At 60.4% G+C, this 21,573-nt stretch carries 23 protein-coding genes and 3 tRNA genes; 10 read left to right on the top strand and 16 right to left on the bottom strand.

All coding sequences use genetic code 11. The features are described from left to right. Nucleotides 1-418 precede the first annotated feature (418 nt). The 10 genes from dinB to serS form a co-directional block, all read right to left on the bottom strand. Complete coding sequence (gene dinB, locus GS_RS00235; RefSeq protein WP_010940720.1) at nt 419-1,660, bottom strand: DNA polymerase IV; 1,242 nt, start codon at nt 1,658-1,660, stop codon at nt 419-421. Then, complete coding sequence (locus GS_RS00230) at nt 1,657-1,905, bottom strand: hypothetical protein (protein WP_010940719.1); 249 nt, start codon at nt 1,903-1,905, stop codon at nt 1,657-1,659. Before GS_RS00230 ends, dinB begins: the two co-directional genes overlap by 4 nt. A gap of 6 nt (nt 1,906-1,911) precedes the next feature. Continuing rightward, nucleotides 1,912-2,517: a transcriptional repressor LexA gene (lexA, locus tag GS_RS00225; RefSeq protein ID WP_010940718.1), complete on the bottom strand. Its 606-nt coding sequence runs from the start codon at nt 2,515-2,517 to the stop codon at nt 1,912-1,914. A gap of 101 nt (nt 2,518-2,618) precedes the next feature. Beyond that, nucleotides 2,619-3,290 (bottom strand): SOS response-associated peptidase, encoded by a 672-nt coding sequence (locus GS_RS00220; RefSeq protein ID WP_010940717.1) that lies wholly within the window; start codon nt 3,288-3,290, stop codon nt 2,619-2,621. Continuing rightward, complete coding sequence (locus GS_RS17780) at nt 3,256-3,534, bottom strand: putative molybdenum carrier protein (RefSeq protein ID WP_235045039.1); 279 nt, start codon at nt 3,532-3,534, stop codon at nt 3,256-3,258. Before GS_RS17780 ends, GS_RS00220 begins: the two co-directional genes overlap by 35 nt. A 623-nt stretch (nt 3,535-4,157) precedes the next feature. Further along, nucleotides 4,158-4,234: transfer RNA gene (locus GS_RS00210), tRNA-Arg, on the bottom strand. A gap of 4 nt (nt 4,235-4,238) precedes the next feature. Beyond that, nucleotides 4,239-4,727, bottom strand: coding sequence for a DUF2155 domain-containing protein (locus GS_RS00205; RefSeq protein ID WP_010940716.1), 489 nt, complete (start codon nt 4,725-4,727; stop codon nt 4,239-4,241). A gap of 53 nt (nt 4,728-4,780) precedes the next feature. Continuing rightward, a tRNA-Ser gene (locus GS_RS00200) sits at nt 4,781-4,874 on the bottom strand. 19 nt (nt 4,875-4,893) lie between these two features. Then, nucleotides 4,894-4,979: transfer RNA gene (locus GS_RS00195), tRNA-Ser, on the bottom strand. Between the two features lie 6 nt (nt 4,980-4,985). Continuing rightward, complete coding sequence (gene serS, locus GS_RS00190; protein WP_010940715.1) at nt 4,986-6,254, bottom strand: serine--tRNA ligase; 1,269 nt, start codon at nt 6,252-6,254, stop codon at nt 4,986-4,988. 91 nt (nt 6,255-6,345) lie between these two features. Between serS and GS_RS00185 the strand changes: the two genes are divergently transcribed. Next, nucleotides 6,346-7,401 carry a CapA family protein gene (locus GS_RS00185; protein ID WP_010940714.1) on the top strand — a complete coding sequence of 352 codons (1,056 nt, stop codon included), beginning with the start codon at nt 6,346-6,348 and terminating at the stop codon, nt 7,399-7,401. A 12-nt stretch (nt 7,402-7,413) separates the two neighbouring features. Continuing rightward, a complete protein-coding gene (thpR, locus tag GS_RS00180) occupies nt 7,414-7,953 on the top strand; it encodes an RNA 2',3'-cyclic phosphodiesterase (RefSeq protein WP_010940713.1) in 540 nt (179 codons plus the stop codon). An 89-nt stretch (nt 7,954-8,042) separates the two neighbouring features. Here the strand turns inward: thpR and dnaJ are convergent, their stop codons facing one another. The 5 genes from dnaJ to hemW form a co-directional block, all read right to left on the bottom strand. Further along, nucleotides 8,043-9,164, bottom strand: a complete 1,122-nt coding sequence (dnaJ, locus tag GS_RS00175; RefSeq protein ID WP_010940712.1) for a molecular chaperone DnaJ — start codon at nt 9,162-9,164, stop codon at nt 8,043-8,045. 112 nt (nt 9,165-9,276) lie between these two features. Beyond that, on the bottom strand, nt 9,277-11,187 hold the full coding sequence (gene dnaK, locus GS_RS00170) for a molecular chaperone DnaK (RefSeq protein ID WP_010940711.1): 1,911 nt from the start codon (nt 11,185-11,187) through the stop codon (nt 9,277-9,279). A gap of 81 nt (nt 11,188-11,268) precedes the next feature. Continuing rightward, on the bottom strand, nt 11,269-11,871 hold the full coding sequence (gene grpE / locus GS_RS00165; protein WP_010940710.1) for a nucleotide exchange factor GrpE: 603 nt from the start codon (nt 11,869-11,871) through the stop codon (nt 11,269-11,271). 39 nt (nt 11,872-11,910) lie between these two features. After that, nucleotides 11,911-12,939, bottom strand: coding sequence for a heat-inducible transcriptional repressor HrcA (hrcA, locus tag GS_RS00160; protein ID WP_010940709.1), 1,029 nt, complete (start codon nt 12,937-12,939; stop codon nt 11,911-11,913). 135 nt (nt 12,940-13,074) lie between these two features. Continuing rightward, a complete protein-coding gene (gene hemW, locus GS_RS00155) occupies nt 13,075-14,232 on the bottom strand; it encodes a radical SAM family heme chaperone HemW (RefSeq protein WP_010940708.1) in 1,158 nt (385 codons plus the stop codon). A 126-nt stretch (nt 14,233-14,358) separates the two neighbouring features. On the opposite strand from hemW, the gene GS_RS00150 reads away from it, so the two are divergent. From GS_RS00150 to ybgF, 7 genes are all read left to right on the top strand, one after another. Beyond that, a complete protein-coding gene (locus GS_RS00150) occupies nt 14,359-15,138 on the top strand; it encodes a carbon-nitrogen family hydrolase (RefSeq protein ID WP_010940707.1) in 780 nt (259 codons plus the stop codon). A gap of 93 nt (nt 15,139-15,231) precedes the next feature. Beyond that, the gene (tolQ, locus tag GS_RS00145) at nt 15,232-15,909 is read left to right on the top strand and encodes a protein TolQ (RefSeq protein ID WP_010940706.1); all 678 of its coding nucleotides are present in this window, start codon (nt 15,232-15,234) and stop codon (nt 15,907-15,909) included. A 9-nt stretch (nt 15,910-15,918) separates the two neighbouring features. Further along, nucleotides 15,919-16,338, top strand: coding sequence for a protein TolR (gene tolR / locus GS_RS00140; protein ID WP_010940705.1), 420 nt, complete (start codon nt 15,919-15,921; stop codon nt 16,336-16,338). Then, nucleotides 16,335-17,075 carry an energy transducer TonB gene (locus GS_RS00135; RefSeq protein ID WP_010940704.1) on the top strand — a complete coding sequence of 247 codons (741 nt, stop codon included), beginning with the start codon at nt 16,335-16,337 and terminating at the stop codon, nt 17,073-17,075. The genes tolR and GS_RS00135 overlap by 4 nt, the downstream gene beginning before the upstream one ends. Then, on the top strand, nt 17,075-18,373 hold the full coding sequence (gene tolB / locus GS_RS00130) for a Tol-Pal system beta propeller repeat protein TolB (RefSeq protein ID WP_010940703.1): 1,299 nt from the start codon (nt 17,075-17,077) through the stop codon (nt 18,371-18,373). The genes GS_RS00135 and tolB overlap by 1 nt, the downstream gene beginning before the upstream one ends. Nucleotides 18,374-18,502: 129 nt before the next feature. Continuing rightward, a complete protein-coding gene (gene pal, locus GS_RS00125; RefSeq protein WP_010940702.1) occupies nt 18,503-19,087 on the top strand; it encodes a peptidoglycan-associated lipoprotein Pal in 585 nt (194 codons plus the stop codon). 91 nt (nt 19,088-19,178) lie between these two features. Further along, nucleotides 19,179-20,015, top strand: a complete 837-nt coding sequence (ybgF, locus tag GS_RS00120) for a tol-pal system protein YbgF (RefSeq protein ID WP_010940701.1) — start codon at nt 19,179-19,181, stop codon at nt 20,013-20,015. A gap of 57 nt (nt 20,016-20,072) precedes the next feature. Here ybgF and GS_RS00115 read toward each other — a convergent pair whose 3' ends face one another. Then, entirely contained in the window at nt 20,073-20,408 is a 336-nt protein-coding gene (locus GS_RS00115; protein WP_010940700.1) for a TatA/E family twin arginine-targeting protein translocase, read from the bottom strand. 231 nt (nt 20,409-20,639) lie between these two features. Here GS_RS00115 and nadA point away from each other — a divergent pair, with 231 nt between their 5' ends. Further along, entirely contained in the window at nt 20,640-21,554 is a 915-nt protein-coding gene (gene nadA, locus GS_RS00110; protein WP_010940699.1) for a quinolinate synthase NadA, read from the top strand. Nucleotides 21,555-21,573: the final 19 nt, after the last annotated feature.

Here is a 21,573-nt window from a genome sequence, read left to right as displayed (position 1 = left end):
TTCAGATTGAATTTTGAAATCGAGGGAAGCTTACGCGATTAACATAGCGGAACGACTGAAGAATAAAGAGATTTGGTTTGATTTGAATGCCTCTGTCCGTTTGAGTGCTATTAAAGACGAATACCCTAAGGGGCAGAAATGGTTCAACAATTTCGGGAGTTCCTTTTATTACCGGAGCAAGAACCTGCCTCTCACAACTTCTGGGCCTGAATTAGTCGAACCCATCGCGGAGTATGTCGATTTGATCCGTACAAACTTATCGAAAATGGGGGCCGTAATCTTAGAGATGGAGAATAGAACAAAATGATGCAACGATCGTAGACCTTCACCCCTCCGCCACTGGTCGTTGGTGAAAACTTCCAGGCATGCCTGTGCAGTCCATTTTCCATGGCAATGACTTGATTAAGCGGTCCTATCCTCACTTCACCTCCACATTCCTGATCCCCTCCGGCCGCCAGGCCGGGGAGATGACGAAGCTCCCCTTCTCCTCTTCATCAAGGAGGCTCCCGAAGGTGACAGAGAAGTCGCCATACCTGTTGTTCACCGCGTCCATGGCCCCGGTGGCAAGGGCCTTCCTCCGTTCCTTCTCGAAGAGCGGCAACTGTTCCCGCTGGTAGCACAGGTTCGTGATCCGCACCCCCAGAAGACGCACCGGCTGCAGCAGCTCAAAGGTGTCGAGGATCTTCACCGCTTCGGCGTAAATTTCCTCTGTGCTGTTAGTGGCCTGGTTCCGGGTCTGCTGCTTGCCCACGGTGGTGAAGTCGGCATAGCGGATGGTGAGATGGACCGTCTTGCCGGCAACGCCGTAGCGCCGTGCCCGGCGGCCCACCATCTCGGAGAGCTGGAGGAGGTATTTGAGGATGTCCCGTCGAGCGGTGAGGTCCCTGTCCAGGGTCATGGAGTGGCCGACGCTCTTTACCTCTTCGGCCTCCTCGACGGGGACCACGGGGGAATCGTCGATCCCCTTGCCCATGAGGTGGAGCCGGTCGCCGATCACCCCGAATGTGCGCCGCAAGATCTCCACCGGGAAGCGCCCCAGCTCGCCACAGGTCTGGATGCCGAGGCTGTTGAGCTGTTTTCTGGTCTTGACGCCGATGCCGCAGAGGTCCTGGATGGGGATGATCTCCATGAGGCGGGTCACCTCTTCCGGGCGGATGATGGTGAGGCCGTCGGGCTTTTTCATGTCAGAGGCGAGTTTGGCGAGGAGCTTGTTGGGGGCGATGCCGATGGAGCAGGTCAGGCCGAAACGATGGCGGATCAGGGCCTTGATCCGGCAGGCGATGGTTTCGGCGGAGCCGAAGAGCGCCAGGGAGCCGGTGACGTCGAGGAAGGCTTCGTCGATGGAGAAGGTTTCCACCTCCGGGGTGAAGTCCCGGAAGATCCGGTTGATCTGGGTGGAGGTGTGGGTGTATTTGCGGTTGTCACCCACGACCAGGATGAGGTGGGGGCAGGCCTGGAGCGCTTCCCACTTGTTCATGCCGGTCTTGACGCCGAAGGCCCGGGCCTCATAGGAGGCGGTGGTGACCACGGTGCGGCCGGAGCCGACAACGGCGATGGGTTTTCCCTGGAGGCTCGGGTTCGCCTGCTGTTCGACACTGGCGAAAAAGGCGTTCATGTCGATGTGGAGGATGGTTCGCTGCCTGGGCTCTCCCCCGCTCACGGTGCCGCCTCCACCCCATCCAGGGTCCAGTTCTGGTCGCGGGTGTTGTAGGAGAGCTCAAAGAGGGAGCTGCCGTCGGTGACGGCAAAGCGCAGGACGGTCACCTCCCCCACCCGGTCCCGCCAGAAGTAGGTGGTCTGGGTGATGGCGTGCTTCTCCCGGTTCCACTCGAACCAGACGGGTCTGATCCGGCTCCCCGGGGCAAAGACGGCCGCCACCTTGACCTGTTGTGCTACCCGTTCCATGGCGCTCTACTCCAGGGGTCGGTAGATGCCGACCACCTTGCCGATGATCGCCACGTCCCCCTCCCCCGGCCGGATGATGATGGGGTCCATGTTGGGGTTCTCGGGCTGGAGGCGGATCTGGTCCCGCTGCCGGTAGAAGCGCTTGAGGGTGGCCTCGCCGTCCACCATGGCGACCACGATGTCCCGGTTCTCCGCCGTGGCCTGGGGGCGGACCAGGGCCAGATCTCCTTCCACAATGGCGGCGTTGATCATGGAGTCACCCTTGACCCGCAGAAAGAAGGTGCCACCCCGCACCATGCTCCGGTCGATGGCGAAATACTCCTCGATGTCCTCCACGGCCGGCTGGGGGAGCCCGGCCCGGACCACTCCCGCCACGGGGAGGGAGAGCGCTGTGTCTGTCCGACCGACAAGGGCGATCCCCCGCGAGCTGTTGGCCTCCCGGCGCAGGTACCCCTTGCGCTCCAGGGCCTCCAGGTGCTTGGAGACCCCGAGGGTGCCGCTTATCTTGAGGTGGGCGGCGATTTCCCGCAGGGTCGGCGGGTAGCCGTTTTCGGCGATGAAGCCGGTGATGAAGGCGAGGACCTGTTGCTGGCGGGGGGCAAGTTCCTGCATGGCTCCTCCGGGTTGTCATCAGTCATGGTATACATGTGACAACCTATCACCGTACAGGCGACCTGTCAAGGGCGCTCGATCTACGTCCGCCAGGGCGGGGGTTACGGCTCGTTCAGGGGTTCGAGAAGGTCCGGCGAGTCGTTGCGCGGGCTGTTCACGCCGGTTCCCACGGGGTACATGGCGAGAAGGTCCGAGGGGTACGGCTGGAAGAGCGGGGTAAGCTCCTCACTGGTCGCCTCGCGGGACAGCCAGATGTCCCAGTCGCTGCGGCCGAGGATCACGGGCATCCGGTCGTGGAGAGGGCGGATGAGGCTGTTGCTGTACGTGGTGAGGATGGTGCAGGATTCGACGATTGCCCCCTCAGGGGATTTCCAGCTTTCCCAGAGCCCGGCAAAGACCATGGGGCCGCCGTCCTTCATGTGGATATAGAGGGGCTGTTTGCGGTTCCCTTCGGCCTTCCATTCGTAGAAGCCCGAGGCGAGCACGAGACAGCGCCGGGAGCGGAAAGCGTGGCGGAAGGCAGGCTTCTCCGCCACTGTCTCGGAACGGGCGTTGATCATGTGGTTGCCCACGGAGGCATCCTTGGCCCACGGGGGAATCAGGCCCCAGCGGAGGTAGTCCAGATGGCGCCGGCCGCCGGCATCCTGGCGGACCACTGCCACCTCCTGGGCCGGAGCGATATTGTACCGTGGCTGGACGCGGGCAGCCTCGATCTCGCCGATGATCTCGGCCAGCAGGTCAGGCGGGAGCGTGAGGGTGAATCGGCCGCACATGGTGATTAACTTTCTGCGAAGACTTCGCGGAGAAACGCCAGTGCTTTCTCTTGAATACCGGGAAATTTAGATTCCCGCGGTCCAGCGATGTTGAGGACCGGATTTTCTCGTCCGCGATCCACCGCGTTACGGTTGCAAAATCACATTCAGCGTCCAGACGGACTACTAGGCAGGGTCGAGCATATTTTTGGGCGTATTCCACCGTGTGCAAAGTCCCGCCCAAAAGCTTCCCCCTATTGAGGATAAGTGTACCGTCCGAGTCGATAACGTTCTGCTCTGTCCGTGAACTGTAGCTTCGAGATTCCTATTCGATCATTGGGTAGATATCAGGGACTGTGCCGTCTTCGGCTAATCTCCCCTTGGGTCAGGATCCTCCCACAGGGATACCAAACTCCATTGCCGCATCAACAAGCTATTGAATATATTCATCCGTTACGTCGGCATCGGGAGAAGGGTTTTTCCAATATTTTTCAGCCGGAAGAAATCAAGCTCTGCAATCTTCCTTGAACTTGTCATGAATAGGCCCATGAAGCTCACGCAGGTATTTTGTGCACCGCCTTCCTTCCCATCTATTTACTCCTCCTCACCATTACCCAGCATGCTCGATGCCGTTTACTGCAACACTTGATCAAACAGCTAATGTGGTTGCAAGAACTTGATTTTCCGAACTGATTACGGCATCATTGGTCATGACCTTGATCGTCGTCCGCGCTCTAGCAGACTTTATCTCGCGTCGCCGCCAGCAGAAGCAGGATTGATATATTATTCCATGGAGGAGGTTTAGGGGAGGATTTTCGCAGTAGGCCACGGCAGAGGCCACGGAAAGTGAAAAGGGGCTACGGCCTTAGCCGTAACCCCTTGTTTTAATGGCGCGCTCGAAGAGATTCGAACTCCTGACCCCCAGATTCGTAGTCTGGTGCTCTATCCAGCTGAGCTACGAGCGCATTGTTAATTGGCGGGTATAAAATCCACCAACGTAAAACCGTACTTGGGATGGTTGAAGGCATGGGTTGTCGGGTACAGAGAGAACAACCATCCTTTGAAGACTTCTTTCCCTCCCTCCAGAATCCGGATCTGTGCGGCAGGATTCTTCGGCTCATTGGACTGGGAGGTAAGAGTCGTCCCGTCCATCGTGAAGTGAGGCAGGAAATTGTCTACCGCTATCGTGAGATTGCTCTCCGGAATTGCCAGCTCAGCTCCGACGTTGATGGTGTAAACCGACTCCTTGTTGGCAGCCTTATCGGTAACTGCTATCTTTACGGACTTCCACTTTCCCTTAACGTTATCCGGAACAACAACTACTGATTCCTTCTTTGCCGCCTGGCCGTGCTGTGCTCCGGCATCGCCGCCGGCTTTCTGCTCTTCCTTTTTCGAGCACCCGGCAACAGCTACCATGACGGTAAGGGCAACGACCACCAGCCTGAACAACACCTTCACGTGTCCTCCTCGTCTCCAGAACCTTACCGCAATGACACGGGCTGTTAGATATCTGGCGGAGAGAGAGGGATTCGAACCCTCGATACAGGTTTTGCCCGTATACTCGCTTAGCAGGCGAGCGCCTTCGACCTACTCGGCCATCTCTCCGATCGTTGTTTATTAATTATGGCGGAGGGAGTAGGATTCGAACCCACGGAACTTTCGTTCAACGGTTTTCAAGACCGCCGCCTTAAACCACTCGGCCATCCCTCCGAAAGCCTAGCCGATCTTCTGCAGTCCCCCCATGTACGGCCGGAGCACGTCCGGGATTACTACCGACCCGTCTTCCTGCTGGTAATTCTCAAGGATGGCCACCAGCGTTCTACCGACTGCAAGCCCCGAACCGTTCAGCGTGTGGACGAATTCAGGCTTTGATTTTTCGTCTTCCCGGAACCGGATCGAGGCCCGCCGGGACTGGAAATCCTCGAAGTTGCTGCACGAAGAAATTTCCCGATAGGTCTCCTGGCCGGGAAGCCAGACTTCAATATCGTATGTCTTGGCAGCCGAAAACCCCATATCGCCGGTACAGAGTTCAACGACCCGATAGGCCAGTCCGAGCTGGCGCAACACCTCTTCGGCATTGGAGAGCAGTTTTTCCAGCTCATCGTAGGATGTCGCGGGATGAACAAACTTCACCAGCTCGACCTTGTTGAACTGGTGTTGCCGTATGAGTCCGCGGACGTCCTTGCCGTAGGAGCCGGCCTCCTTGCGGAAGCACGGAGTGTAGGCCGTGTAGCTGAGCGGCAGGTCTGCAGCTTTGAGGATTTCAGCGCGATGAATATTGGTGACGGGAACCTCTGCCGTGGGGATGAGGAAATAATCGACCCCTTCCAGGTGGAAGAGGTCGTCCTCAAACTTGGGCAGCTGACCGGTTCCGGTCATGCTTTCCCTGTTTACCACGAAGGGCGGGAGCATTTCAAGATAATTGTGCCGCTCGGTGTGCAGGTCGAGCATGAAATTGACGAGAGCGCGCTCCAATCGGGCACCTGCACCACGATAGAGCGTGAACCGGGCACCGGTAAGCTTCGCTCCCCGCTCAAAATCAAGAATGCCGAGCCCTTCGCCTATCTCCCAATGGGGCTTGGGGTCAAACGCAAAACAGGGAGGCTCACCCCATGTCCGCACCTGACGATTGTCCGCCTCCGACGCTCCGACGGGTACCGTCGGATGCGGCACATTGGGGACCGTCAGCAGTACCATCTGCAGCTCGTCCTCGATGCCGCGCAACTCGTCGTCGAGCCCCTTGATCCTTACCCCCACCTCACGCATCTCGGCGATCTTATCCTGAATCTGGCTCTTGTCCTTGACCTTGCTGATGGCTTCGGACACGGAGTTTTTCAACGCCTTGAGTGATTCGCTCTCCGTGAGGAGCGCGCGCCGACGCTCGTCCAACTCGCGAAACCGGCCGAGACTCACCTCGGAGCCCCGGGTGGCAAGCCGCGCCTCCACCTCTTCCAGATTCTCCCGCAGATATTTGGCGTCAAGCATTGGTTCAAGCCTTTACTTTTGCGACATGAAAGTTATAGTGTTTAGCACTAACCTGCGAATTAGTCAATATTTTTGTGCCTCCGGAGCAGAAATGACCATCTTCCCCGCCGCATTGACCCTAGTGCTCGTACTGCTCGCAGTCCCTGCGGGGGCTCTCGCCGAGCGCATCAGCCTTTCTTTTGTGGGTGATGTGATGCTGGCCGGCAGCGCAACTGACACCCTCCAGCGGTACGGCTACAGCTATCCGTTTTCCGCTACCGCCGCAGAGCTGCGACGTAGCGACCTGGTGGTGGGCAACCTGGAAGCCCCCCTCACCGACGGGGGGCGCGAGTTCCGCGCCAAACGTTTCCGCTTCAAGGCTTCTCCCGTCGCGGCAGCGGCCCTGAAACGGGCCGGCTTCTCGGTCATGACACTGGCCAATAACCACATGATGGACTTTGGCGCCGATGGGTTGAGCGACACGATTCACCATCTCAATCGTAACGGCATCGCCTTCGCAGGCGCTGGGCCGTCAATTGCTGATGCCCGACGCGAAGCATCCGTGACGGTCAGGGGGCAGACCGTCGCCTTCCTGGCCTACTCGCTCACCCAGCCGATCGAATTCTTCGCCACCGAGGGACGTCCTGGCACCGCACCCGGCTACGCAGGCCACTATCTCGCGGATATCCGACGGGTCCGCAGCAGCGCCGATCATGTGGTCGTCTCCTTCCACTGGGGACAGGAGCGCGCCGCGCTACCATCGCCCTACCAGATCGAAACAGCCCATCGCGCTATCGATGCAGGGGCTGACATCGTCATCGGCCACCATCCCCATGTCCTCCAGGGAATCGAAATCTATCGCGGCAGCCCGATCTTTTACAGCCTCGGTAACTTTGCCTTCGGCAGCCGGAGCCCCTCGGCAGACCGGAGCATCATCGCCCGGGTGACCCTCGGCGAAGGACCGCCGATTGTGGAGGTCATCCCTCTCAACGTTCTTTTCCGCGAGGTACGCTTTCAACCGGCCATCCTCACGGGCCGTAAGGCGGCGGACGTAGTGGACCGGCTGAATCGTCTGTCAGCCCCCTTTAGCACGGTCATCACCTCCACCGCTGGCAGCCACCTCGTCGCGCCTGCGGAGGCTAATGCCCGGCTTGCCCGCAGGCAGTGAATGGAGCAGGCTATGTATCGTCTTTTCGTTGCCATTGATCTGCCCGGTTCCGTCAGGGCACAGCTTGCCGATCTCGGCCGGGAACTGGACGGGGTTCGCCTAGTGCCCCCGGACCAGCTCCACCTGACCCTTCGCTTTATCGGAAATGCCGACGACGAATGCTTTCAGCGGATCAAAGACAGCCTGGCTACCGTAACGTCACCACCTTTTACCCTGGCGCTGGCAGGGGTCGGCTGTTTTCCCTCCCCACGACGCCCCCGCGTAATCTGGGCCGGGATTACCCCCAATGAGCGGCTGACCCTCCTGCAGCGCGCGGTGGAAAAGGCCGTTGCAGCGGCGGGTATTCCCCCGGAGGAGCGCCCGTTTTGCCCGCACATAACGCTGGCGCGCCTCAAGGAGGCCATACCGGAGGGTTTCCCCGCTTTCCAGTCCAGACACGGGGGACTCAGTGCGGAGCCGTTCACTGTCGAAGAATTCCTCCTCTATTCGAGCACGCTAACCGCGGGCAGTGCCCTGCACCGTCGCGAGGCGTCCTATCGATTGACCGGCTGACCGAGGGAGAAGAGGGGAGGGGAAGAAATGGAAACGGCCGCCATTTCTCAATGAGGATGGCGGCCGTCACAGGCGAACGGGCACGGCTGTCAGCTGATAAAGTCCATCACTTTATCGAAAAAGCTCTTTTTCATGGGATGGACGTCCTCGCCGCTGATGCGGGCGAACTCCTCCAGAAGTTCCCGCTGGCGCTTATTGAGATTTGACGGTGTCTCCACCTTGATGATGACAAGCTGGTCCCCGCGCCCGTAGCCCTGGAGCTGGGGAACCCCCTTGCCACGCAGCCTGAAGATGCGTCCCGACTGGGTCCCCTCGGGAATCTTCATGGAAACCTTGCCGTCGAGAGTCGGTACTTCGATCTCGCATCCGAGGGCTGCCTGCACGAAACTGACGGGGATCTCGCAGAGAACGTCGTTATCCTCGCGGGTAAAAATGGGATGCTCCCTGACTGCAATAGCCACATAGAGATCGCCGTTGCCACCGCCCTTTATTCCCTGCCCCCCTTCACCGGAGAGCTTGAGCCTCGTCCCGGTTTCGACCCCGGCCGGGACCTTGACCGACAGGGTCTTGGTGTCCCGGATCATGCCGCTGCCGCGACATGAAGTACAGGGGTTCTCCACCACGCGTCCTTCACCGTTGCAGTGGTTGCAGGTCTTGCTGACACTGAAGAATCCCTGCTGGAAACGCACCTGGCCGGCGCCGCGGCAGGTAGGGCAGACCTTCGGCTCGGTCCCCGGCTTGGCGCCACTGCCTCCGCAATCGCCGCAGCGCTTGCCGTAGGGGACCTGAATTTCTTTCTCCGCGCCGAACGCAGCCTCCTCGAAGGAAAGCTCCATGTTGTACTGCAGGTCGTCGCCGCGGCGGCCGCGACTGCCGCGAGGGCGGCCGCCGAAGATGTCGCCGAAGATATCACCGAAAATATCGCCAAAGGGGGTGCCGGCGCCAAAACCGCCGAAGCCGCCGCCCGAAAAGCCCCCCGCCCCGACCCCGGCATGGCCGAACTGATCGTACTGGGCCCGCTTCTGAGGATCCGAAAGAACCTCATAGGCCTCGGTAATCTCCTTGAACTTCTCCTCCGCTTCCTTGTCATCGGGATTCTTGTCCGGATGGTACTGGATGGCAAGTTTGCGAAAGGCCTTCTTTATTTCCGTATCCGAGGCATTCTTGTGGACGCCCAGAACCTCATAGTAGTCGCGTTTGTCTGCCGCCAAGATCGATCCTTTCCAATGCAAAAAGCAGCACTGAGATCCACTCTCCTGCTGCTCCGCATGGTTGATTGGTAAACAGGAGGAGGGGTGCATTCACACCCCTCCTCCCCTTCGGTTATTTCTTGTCGTCCTTGACCTCTTCAAAGTCGGCGTCGACAACCTTCTCATCCTTGGCAGAGGCTTCACCCGCCGCTTCCCCGCCTGGTTGGGCGCCTTCGGCCTGGGCTTTGGCGTAGACCGCCTCTGCCAGCTTGTGAGACGCTTGGGTCAGCTCGTCCGTGGCCTTCTTGAGGACCTCTACGTCGCTTCCCTCCATGGCCTTTCTGAGGTTTGCCAGGCATTCCTCGATCTTGGCTTTCTCGTCGGCACCGATCTTGTCCCCGTATTCCTTGAGAGACTTCTCGGTTGAGTAGCTGAGGGTATCAGCGTGATTGCGGGCTTCCACCAGCTCCCGCTTCTTCTTGTCCTCGGCTGAATGAGCTTCTGCCTCCTTGACCATCTTGTCGATCTCTTCCTTGGAGAGGCCGGAGGATGCAGTGATCCTGATGGATTGCTCCTTGCCGGTGCCCAAATCCTTGGCGGAAACATGAACGATGCCGTTGGCGTCGATATCGAAGGTTACCTCGATCTGGGGGACCCCGCGGGGCGCCGGCGGGATGCCGGTCAGCTCGAAGTTCCCCAATGTCTTGTTGTCGATCGCCATCTCCCGCTCTCCCTGGAGCACGTGGATGGTTACCGCCGGCTGATTGTCGCTGGCCGTGGAGAAGACCTGGCTCTTGCGGCACGGGATGGTGGTGTTCTTCTCGATGAGCTTGGTCATGACGCTGCCGAGGGTCTCGATGCCGAGCGAAAGGGGGGTCACGTCGAGCAACAGCACGTCCTTCACGTCGCCCCTGAGCACCCCGCCCTGAATGGCGGCGCCGATGGCGACCACCTCATCGGGGTTAACCCCCTTGTTGGGAACCTTGCCGAATATCTCCTGAACCCTTTTCTGGACCGCCGGCATCCGTGTCATGCCGCCGACCAGAATCACTTCGTCCACCTCGGAGGGAGACAGACCGGCATCCTTGAGCGCGGTGCGGCAGGGCCCCTCCAGCTTGTTGAGCAGGTCGGCGCACAGGGCCTCCAGCTTAGCCCGGGACAGCTTCATGGTGAGGTGCTTGGGCCCGGTTGCATCAGCGGTGATAAAGGGAAGGTTGATATCGGTCTCCATGGAGGTGGAGAGCTCGCACTTGGCCTTCTCGGCGGCCTCCTTGAGGCGCTGCAGGGCCATCTTGTCGCCGCGCAGGTCGATCCCCTGGTCCTTCTTGAATTCGTCGGCGATCCAGTCGATGACCCGCTGGTCGAAGTCTTCGCCACCCAGGAAGGTGTCGCCGTTGGTGGACTTCACCTCGAAGACGCCGTCACCCAGTTCCAGGATGGAGATGTCGAAAGTTCCGCCCCCCAGGTCGAAAACGGCAATCTTCTCGTCCTTCTTCTTGTCGAGGCCATAAGCCAATGCGGCGGCGGTCGGCTCGTTGATGATCCGCAGGACGTTCAGGCCGGCGATCTTGCCGGCGTCCTTGGTGGCTTGGCGCTGGGAGTCGTTGAAGTAGGCCGGCACGGTGATGACCGCGTCGGTCACGGTCTCGCCCAGGTAGTCCTCGGCTGTCTGCTTCATCTTCTGGAGCACCATGGCCGAGATCTCAGGGGCCGAGTACATCTTGCCGCGGGCCTCAACCCAGGCGTCACCGTTGTCGGCCTTGACGATCTTGAAGGGGGAGATGGAGATGTCCTTGCGCACCTCTTCCGTATCGTACTTACGGCCGATGAGCCGCTTGATGGCGAACAGGGTGTTCTCCGGATTGGTCACCGCCTGACGCTTGGCCTGCTGGCCCACCAGCCGCTCGCCGCTCTCGGCGAATGCGACCATGGACGGGGTGGTGCGGCTTCCTTCGGCGTTGGCTATGACAACCGGCTCACCACCTTCCATAACAGCAACGCAGGAGTTGGTGGTGCCGAGGTCGATACCGATCACTTTGCTCATGAATATAATCCTCCTTGTGGTCTCTCTCTGGAAACAACGTAGTCATCGCCCTCCCCAAAAGCAAGGGGCCGGCGGAATTTTTTACGCGGCATCCTTGGGCACTGTGGCCACGGATACCATGGCGGGGCGAAGAAGCCGTTCATTCAGGAGATACCCCCTCTGAAAGACCTCGACGACCGTATTGGGGGGGAGCTCGGAAACCTCAACCTGGCACATGGCTTGGTGGTACGCCGGATCGAAGACAGTTCCCCGCTCGGCCTCCACGGCGACCACGCCGAATTTCTTCAGGGTGCCCAACAGCATGCCGTGGGTCATCCTGATCCCTTCGATAACCGCGGACAGGCTCTCGCTGTCCGCGTGGCCCAGGGCGCGCTCCATACTGTCCACGACTGGCAGGATGTCTTGCAGGAGGCTCTCGTTGCCGTACTTGAGGAGCTCTTCCTTTTCTTTCTGGGTTCGACGGCGATAGTTCTCCAGGTCGGCCCGCTCGCGCACGAATTTGTCCCAATTCGCAGCGGCCTCGGCCTCCTTGGCCGCCAGTTCGGTCTCAAGCTGCCTGATCCGCTCCTCGGCGGCAACGGATTGCACGTCTTCGCCTTTCCCCTGAGCGGCTTCGCCGGCAAACCCGGCGGCCGCGATGGTTTCATCTGCACTCTGTACGGTGCCGTGTTTCTTTTTATCCACGCTGATAGTTCCTCCCTGCGAATATCTGCCGAACCGCTCCTATTCCCCTTCCAGGAGCCTGCTGACCAGCTTCGCGGTATAGTCGACGATGGGGATCACCTTGGCATAGCCCATCCGGGTCGGTCCGATGACCCCCAGAACGCCGAGAGTGTTCTTTCCCGTGAGGTACGTGGAGGTGATGATGCTCAAACCCTCCATCTGGCTGAGATGGGTTTCGGCGCCGATAAATATCTGCACGCCCTGGGCATTGAGGCACCGGTCCAGGAGCCCCACCAGTTGGTTCTTTTCCTCGAACGCCCGGAAGAGATCCCTCATCCGCCGCGAGTCGGCGAACTCGGGCTGTTCAAGGATATTGGTCTGTCCCTCGATGAAGATCTGGGCGCCGTCGTCATTCAGGCTCTGCTCGGAAAGCTGGAGCGCACGGGCGAGGAGCTTGTCGTAAAGGACCTTCTCGTTTCTCATCTCCTCCAGTATCCGCGTGCGGACCTGGCCCACCGGCACCCCCACCAGAAGCTCATTCAGGTAGTTGGACATCCTGATCAGTTCTTCGGAGGAAAACTCCTCGTCGGATTCGATGAGCCGATTCTGGACGGTGCCGTTGTCGGCCACCAGGATGACGAGGATACGGCGCCCTCCCAGCTTTACGAACTCAATGTGCCGGAAAATGGTGGCGGAGAAGCGGGGGGCGAGGACGATCCCCGTGTAGTGGGAGACCGAGGAGAGCAATCGGCTCGTTTCATGAAGGACTGCGCCAATATCCCGGCCGGCCTCCGCGTAGCGCTTGCGGATCCGCTCCCGCTCCACCTTGTCGATGCGCCGAACCGCCAGAAGCGAGTCCACGTAGAGCCGATAGGCCTTGTCGGTGGGAACCCGCCCCGCCGAAGTATGGGGAGAGACGAGATACCCCATCTCCTCCAGGTCGGCCATGACGTTGCGCACCGTTGCCGGCGAGAGGGTCAGGCCGTGCCGCTTGGTCACGGCGCGGCTGCCGACCGGCTCCGCCGTCGTGATGTAATCCTCGATGATGGCTTCGAGGATAAGCTTGTTGCGCTCGGATATATCTGTCATCTCTCGGCCCCACAAAGCAGATTAGCACTCAAGGGACGTGAGTGCTAACTGGTTGCTAAGGTAACAACCGACCCCCGCTTTGTCAAGGGGGTTTCCCGTTTCTGAAGGGGGGAATACACGAGTTACGCAGGCGGGTCAGAGAAAGGAGGCGAATACCCGGTTGGCGAGGATGACTCCCCGGCGGGAGAGCTTCAACCTGCCCCCCTCGCGCATGAGGAGTCCTGCCGAGCAGAGGCGTTCCATTTCGCGGCCGTACACGTTTTCCATCGTATCGCCGAACTCCCGGACGAAGTCCTCTTCCCGCACCCCGTCCAGCAGCCGGAGCCCGAGGAAAAAAAACTCGGCCATAGCGTCGGCACGGGAAAGGACCGTCCGCTCCTCCCCGGGAAGCTCCGCCGCCGCAAGAGTGTCGCGATAGAGTTCCAGGTCGTCGGTATTCTTCCAGCGCACGCCAAAGGCCGGAGCGCGCAGAAAGGAATGGGCGCCCGCGCCGAATCCCAGGTAGTTTCGGCGGAGCCAGTAAACCTGATTGTGGCGTGAACGCCGGTGCGGACGGGCAAAATTGGCGATCTCATAGTGCTCGAAGCCGGCTGAGACCAGCACGTCCGTCGTCGCTTCGAACATGAGGGCCGACTGCTCTTCGTCGGGCAGCACCAGTTCTCCCCGCTCCTCCATGGCCGCGAAGGGGGTGCCCTCCTCAACCGTGAGACCGTAGGCCGAAACGTGATCAGGATTAAGAGCCACGGCGCAGGCCAGTTGCTCGCGCCATTGGTCGGGCGTCTGGCCGGGAAGCGAGTGGATGAGGTCGATGCCGATATTGTCGAAGCCGGCACGACGGGTCGCCGCAACGGCCTCTCTCGCTTGGCGGGCGGTGTGGAGCCGGCCCAGCAGGACCAGCATCCCGTCGTCGAAGGACTGGACGCCCAGGGAGAGGCGATTCACGCCCGCGGAGCGGAAATCGGCGAGCCGCTGGAAGGTGACGGTGCCGGGATTGGCCTCCAGGGTTATCTCCGCGCCGGGGCCAAGGCCATAGCTGCGCGCTGCCGCATCGATGATGCGCTCCAGGGCCGCCGGCGACAGAAGCGACGGGGTCCCTCCGCCAAGATAGAGGGTAGTCGCTGGAGAGAGGGGGAGGGGATTCGCCGCCGCGACCCGCATCTCCATCTCCCGGGCCACGAGTGATGCGTAGTCGTCGATCGCCAGGGGTGCGTCCGACCGTGAAACGAAAGAGCAATAACGGCACTTCTTCAGGCAGAAAGGGATATGGACGTAGAGATGCAGCGGCTCGTTCATGTCCCCCATGATACGCCACTGCCCAGCCGGCCGTCCACCATCTATTGAGTTGAAATATAAGCGGGTTGACGGTACACTCGTTCGTCATCCACAGGGTTTGTATCCCCTGCACCCGGAGGCTTTCCCATGAATCGGACCGTCAAGGCAGGAGCCGTACAGTTCACTGTCAGGCTCGGCGATATTGACGCAAACGTGGCGTACGTCCAGAAAGCCCTGCGGCGACTGGCATCCCAGGGATGCCGGCTGGCGGTTCTCCCCGAGATGTGGAGTACCGGCTACGCCTACAAGGAGCTCAACGAACTGGCCAAGCGGACCCCTGAAGTGGTGGCGGAATTGGGCCGGCTCTCCAGGGAACTGGAGATGGTCATCGTCGGCAGCATGCCGGAGCCCCACGGTGAAAAGGTCTTCAATACCGCGTATGTTCTTGATCGTGGCGAGTTGCTCGGTTCCTATCGCAAGATCCACCTCTTCTCCCTCATGGGAGAGGACCGCTCCCTAGACGGCGGCGACCGGTGGCTAGTGGTCGATACCCACGTGGGTCGGCTCGGCGTCTTCATCTGCTACGACCTTCGCTTCCCGGAGCTGGCGCGCCGGCTGGCGGTGGAAGGAGCCGAAATCATCGTCGTCCCTGCCGAGTGGCCCAAACCGCGGGAAGAACACTGGCGGGCGCTGTTGCGGGCCCGGGCCATCGAGAACCAGCTCTTCGTGGTGGCCGCCAACTGCTGCGGAGTCCAGGGCAAGCTCGACTTCTTCGGCTCCAGCCTGATCATCGACCCCAAGGGAGAGCTCCTGGCCGAAGGCGGCTACGACCCATGCGAACCAATGGCAACCCTCGACTTCCAGGTGATGGAGACATGGCGCGACCAGATACCCTGCTTCGCCGACCGCAGGCCTTCCTGCTACTGAAACAGTTGACGGGCACAAGGACAAGGTCTAAGCTACCTTGTCGTTCCTATTTCATTATTCCGAGGGCGGACACCCTCAACCGGAGGTTGCATCGTGACACTATTCGCTGGGACCGGGCTGGTGGTCAAGCTGGTACTGGTCGTGCTCATCTTCTTTTCCGTGGTTTCCTGGGCCATCATTTTCTTCAAGCTCCTGCAGATCAACCGGGCAAACGGCGAATCGGACCGGTTCCTTGACTTCTTCTGGAAAACCAAGCGGTTCGACGCCATCAGCTCCCAACTGGACCGGTTCGGAAACTCCCCCCTGTCGGTACTGTTCAACGAAGGCTACGCCGAGTTGCGCCGGCTTCTCGACAAAGGAGGGGAGCAACGGGACGAGCCGGGCGTGGTGAGCACCGACCTGGGGGGGATCGATAACATCGCCCGTGCGCTGCGCCGCGCGACCACCTCGGAGATCACCAGGCTTGAGAAATACGTAACCTTCTTGGCCACCACCGGCTCCACGGCACCCTTTATCGGACTGTTCGGAACAGTCTGGGGAATCATGAACGCATTCAAGGGGATCGGTGAAACCGGCTCCGCATCGCTTGCCGTCGTTGCCCCGGGCATCGCCGAGGCGCTGATCGCCACCGCCATCGGCCTGGTGGCTGCCATTCCGGCGGTCATGGCCTACAACCACTTCCAGCACAAAATCAAGGTCCTCATCGCCTCCATGGACAACTTCTCCACCGAGTTCCTCAACATCGTCCAGCGGACCTTTGCGGGAAAATAGGGAGTCAGTATGGAAGTCGGCAGCAGAAACAGCGGCGACCGCGGCACCATGTCGCAGATCAACGTAACCCCCTTGGTTGACGTCATGCTCGTGCTCCTCATCATTTTCATGGTGACCGCGCCCATGATGCAGCAGGGGGTCCAGGTAAACCTTCCCAAAGCCGAGACCAAGGCCATGACCGCCCAGGACGAGGCAGTAGTGGTCTCCATCGACCGGGCCGGCAAGGTGTTCGTGAACAGCACCGAAGTGGCCTCCGGCGACCTAACGGCCAAGCTGACCGCCATGGTGGCAAACCGGGCCAAGAAAGAGGTTTTCCTGAAGGCTGACCGGGATGTCCCTTACGGTCAGGTGGTCAAAACCATGGCTGAAATCAAAGGTGCCGGCATTGAGCGTCTTGGCATGGTGACGGAGCCCGCGCCGGGAAAATGAACCGCAGTATCGCACATCGAGAACCGGGCCTTGGCTGGGGGTTGGCGGCATCGGCTATGCTCCACTTGGCCCTCGCTGCTCTTGCCCTTGTGGCCCAGTTTAATGTCCCGCGCTACACGGAGGCTCCGGTCTACTATGTGGACGTGGTGAATCTGCCGGTAGCATCTCCGAGAGCCGGAAGCCCGACGGTCGGTGGAGCCCCTCCCGAACTACCCCCTCCCGCCAGCCAAGCCATGGCCACTCCCCGGCTGACACCTCATACTCCGGCTGCTGTCGGCAAAAAATCTCCCACTGCAGCCGACACCGGCAAAGAGTTCGAAGACCGGCTATCCGCTCTCCAACGCAACGTGGACGAACGGCGCCAGGAAGCGGCCCTCGATGCTCTCAGGCGCAAAGTAAACGGCAGCGGCCGGGCCGAACCGGCAGGAATGCCAAGTGCGACCGGCACCCAGGCCGGAAGCGATTACGCCGCATACATCCAGTCACGTCTCAGGGACGCCTTCCGCTATACCATCGCCCACCAGGCAAAGACGCCCGAAGTGGTGATCCGGCTGACCATAGACCCCCGCGGACGCGTAACACGTCAACGGATCGAACGCTCGACCGGCGACCGAATATTCGAAGAATCGGTCATGAAAGCCATCGCCATGGCGGAGAAAACGTTCGCTCCGCCGCCGTCCGGGGGGGAGTTTGAAACCGGTTTCATCTTCAGGCCGGAGGGGGTAGGGAAGAGATAATGAAACACGTAAGAATCTTTGCCACGCTCCTTGCCCTGCTGGTCATCTCCGTCACGCCGGCGGTGATCCATTCCGAGGACGTCTACCGCGAGGTGACCGCCTCGGGGGCCCACAACCTCACCCTTGCCGTCGACAATCCACGGAATCTCGGCGGTGCCGACGATGCCGCCCTGGCCCGTGATGTGGCCGAGGTGCTCAGATTCGACATGACCTTGGCGGGCCCCTTCAGCGTAATGGCTCCGCCGGCGGGCACTTCGCCGGGAGGGATTCGTCCCGGCGAATTTGACTTGGACTCCTGGAGAAATGCCGGCGTCGACCTGCTGGTCAAAAGCGGCTACACCATCACGGGGGACTCCGTTACCATGGAGTTCCGCCTCTACAACGCCACCCAGGGGCGCGAGCTCGCCGCCAAGCGCTATACCGGCAAACGCTCGGATCTGCGACGGATCACCCACACCTTTTCCGATGACATCATGCAGACGATGACTGGGGAGAGGGGTCCTTTCACGGGCAAGATTGCCTTTGTCTCCACCGAGAGCGGCAACAAGGAAATCTACCTGATGGACTACGATGGGCATAACGTACAGCGTCTCACGAAAAACCGCTCCATCAACCTGAACCCCGATTTTTCCCCCAACGGCCGTGAGCTCGCCTATACCTCCTATCGCCGCGGCAATCCGGATCTTTTTCGACGCGAAATATTCACCGGAACGGAAGCGGTGGTATCGTCACACCGGGGCATCAACGTTACCGGAACCTGGTCCCCGGACGGCAAACAACTGGCCCTTGCCATGAGCAGGGACGGCAATTCCGAAATCTACGCTATTTCCCGTGACGGCAGGGACCCCAGGCGGCTCACCACCCATCAGGCAATAGATGTTTCACCCGCCTGGTCCCCGGATGGCAAGCGGATCGCTTTTGTCTCGGACCGGCTCGGCAAGCCCCAGGTATTCATCATGAACGCCGACGGCTCCGACGTACGGCGACTCACAACCAGCGGCGCCTATAATGTCTCGCCCCGCTGGTCGCCCAAGGGGGACAGACTCGTCTACTGTCGTCAGGAAGGGGGCTTCCAGATCTACTCCATTGCGACGGACGGAACCGGTGACACCCGCCTTACCAGCGAAGGGAGCAACGAGCATCCCCGTTGGTCCCCGGACGGGCGATTTCTGACGTTCAGTTCCACCCGCGATGGAGGCGAAGCCATCTACGTCATGCGTTCCGACGGCAGCGGCCAGACGCGGGTCTACCGAAGCAAGGGAAAAGCGTCCCACCCAACTTGGTCGCCACGGTGGTAAGACATCGTTTTTACTTGCAGTTACCATCTAACCCATTGAAAAAGCATCTCCATTATATATAATTGTTCGCGTTGACGCGGCGCGGGTCGTACCCGCCCGACCACTGCATTAACAAAAAGGAGAGGAACCATGTATTCTCGCACACTCGGTGTTGTTGCTCTGGCTTGCTTCGCCCTGTCTCTCGTCGGCGGCTGCGCAAAGAAGGAAATGGTTAAGCCCGACCAGGCCGCTCCGACGACTGCCGCCGCGCCCGTCTCGCCGGCGCCGCAGCCTGCCCAGCCCAAGGAAGAACCGGTCAAAGCCCAGACCATAACTGAAGCCCCCGTAGCGGTGGCTTCGCAGGCATCTGACACCGCCGGCAGAGCTGAGGCTGCCGAAACATCCCTTGAGCGCATCTATTTCGATTTCGACGCCTTCGTCCTCTCCCAGACCGCCCGCGACACGCTCTCCCGCAATGCCGAGGCGTTGCTGAAGAAAATGCCCAACGCCAAGGTATCCATCGAAGGCCATTGCGATGAGCGGGGCTCCGACGAATACAACCTGGCCCTTGGTGAAAAACGGGCAAAAACGGCCATGAACTACCTGATCACCCTGGGAGTGCCGGCCGCACGGCTGTCGATCATCAGCTACGGCGAGGAGAAGCCTCTCGATCCCGGCCACACTGAAGAAGCCTGGGCGAAAAACCGGCGGGACGAATTCGTGATTGTAAAATAGTCCCGAAAGGGCTAGCACGGAGGGGAGCCGGTAACGGCTCCCTTTCTCTATGAAGACACCGTTGCTCCAGCAAAAGGAGACCGATTATCCCATGAAACAGTTGACCATGCCCTTGACGGCCCTCGCCCTTTTCACCCTCGGAGGGTGTGTCACCAACAGTGACCTGGACGTTGTCCGGCGCGATCTAGACGAACTCAAAAACCGCCAGTTCCAGGTAGAGAAAGAGGTCGGCGGCGTCCGGACCGAGGCGACCGCACGCATTGAAAGCTCTTTCAAGGATCTGGATACGGAGCGGGCCGGAGTACGCAAGGGGCTGGCCGACCTGCAGGCGGCCATGGACGGGATAAAGGTGGACATGCAGGTGCTCGCGGGCAAGGTGGACGACGTTGGGCTCGCCGCCAAGAAGCCGGGCGACGATCTGATCCTCCTGCGAGAGGATCTGGAGCGCAGGCTCACGGCCTTTGACCAGCGACTGGCCAAGGCCGAGACAGGGATCGAGGCGCTGCAGAAAAAGGTGGCCGAGCAGGCACCCTCGCCGAAGGAAACGGAAAAGCCGACTCCCGAAGCCCTGTACCAGAAGGGACTCGACGCCTACCGGGCGGGAAATTACGGCGTTGCCCGCGAAAGCTTTACCCGCTTCCTGGAACAGCATCCCAAGCACGAACTGGCGGCCAACGCCCGGTACTGGACGGGCGAGACTTACTACAGCGAGAAGAAATTCGAACAGGCGATTCTGGAATTCCAGGAGGTCATCAAGAACTACCCGGGCAAGGAAAAGGTGCCGGCCGCCATGCTCAAGCAGGCAGCGGCCTTCTCTGAGATCGGCGATGCCAAAAGCGCTCGCTTCGTCCTCCGTAAGCTTGCGGACGACTATCCCTCCTCGGAGGAGGCTAAACGGGCAAAAGACAGGCTCAAGGAGCTAAAATGAAACAAGGCGGGGTTTTCACCCCGCCTTGTTTGTTTCTGTATCCTGACCAACGATGTTCTAGGCTGATTTTTTCTCGGATTCAGGGCTGCCTGCAACCGGGGCCGGTTCGCCCTGATGCACCCCGCTGGCGGCTTGGTCCTCGTAGGCCTTTACCTCGGCAGCCAGGTCCCGCTTGACGGGCTCGGCAGCGGCCTCCCCTTTTTCCGCCTTTTCCTTCTCATCCAGTGTCCGGACCTCTTCAGCCAAGTTCCGCTGGAAATCGTCCGAGGCGCGCTTGAACTCCGCCAGCCCCTTGCCGAGCGAACGGGCGATGTCGGGGAGCTTCTGGGGCCCGATGACGATCAGGGCGATGACGAGTATAACGATAAGCTCCGGCATCCCGATTCCAAACATGCTGTCCTTCCTCCTCTTTTCGGCAGCCGGTGCCTCCGATCCGCCGCATCTGGCAGCACGCGCGACAGAAACCCGACCGCGTGGCTGTGAAAATAATAGGTGTTCTGCCCAGTTATGTCAAGCGCAGCCTGTAGAAGGCGGCCTAAAGGGTTTGACAGCACGGCGAACATTGATTACCATCTACCCCATTTCGCGCCGTATACGGGCGCCTGCGACACGGGAGAGCGCGCCATGCACGCCAACGACATCAGACAGGACATACGGAAGCTCCTGAAGGAGCGTAACGCTGTGCTCCTGGCCCACAACTACATGAGGGACGAGGTGCAGGAGATTGCCGACATAACCGGTGACTCACTCGCCCTCTCCCAGGAGGCGGCCCGCACCGACGCGGACGTCATCGTTTTCTGCGGAGTTCACTTCATGGCCGAGTCAGCCTCGATCCTCTCGCCGGACAAAACGGTCCTTCTGCCGCGCATGGACGCCGGCTGCCCCATGGCAGACATGGTGACCGCCGAGGCGTTGCTGGAGATGAAGGCCCGCCACCCCGACGTACCTGTCGTCACCTACGTGAACTCTTCGGCGGCGGTTAAGGCCGTCAGCGACATCTGCTGCACCTCGGCCAATGCTGTGAAGGTTGTGAATTCCCTCCCGGACCCGGAGGTAATCTTCGTTCCCGACCGCAACCTGGGACAGTTCGTGGCAAAGCAGTCCGACAAGACGTTCCACTTCTGGGACGGCTTCTGCCCCACCCACGAACGGCTGAAGCCCGCCGACGTCCAGAGGCTCAAGGAAGCCCACCCCGACGCTCTCTTCATCTGCCATCCCGAGTGCAACCCCTTGGTCGTGGCCCTGGCGGACCATGTCTGCTCCACGAGCGGTATGTATGACTTCTGCCGCACGAATCCGGCCAAACGGTTCATCATCGGCACCGAGGCGGGGATTCTCTACCGGCTCCGGCTTGAGAATCCGGACAAGGAATTCATCCTCGCCTCGCCGGCGCTTGTCTGCCCCAATATGAAGCTGACCTCCCTGGAAGATGTGCTGGCGAGCCTGCAGACCATGTCGCCGGTGGTGAAAGTCCCCGAAGAAATCCGGGTCCCGGCCAAGCTCGCCCTGGACCGGATGATCGCCATCCCCCGGGACTGACACCGGACCTACCATAACA

Source organism: Geobacter sulfurreducens PCA (genome assembly GCF_000007985.2).
GTDB classification, from domain to species: domain Bacteria; phylum Desulfobacterota; class Desulfuromonadia; order Geobacterales; family Geobacteraceae; genus Geobacter; species Geobacter sulfurreducens.
Note: the sequence above shows the minus strand (reverse complement) of the source record. Positions and strands in the feature narration are given on the sequence as shown.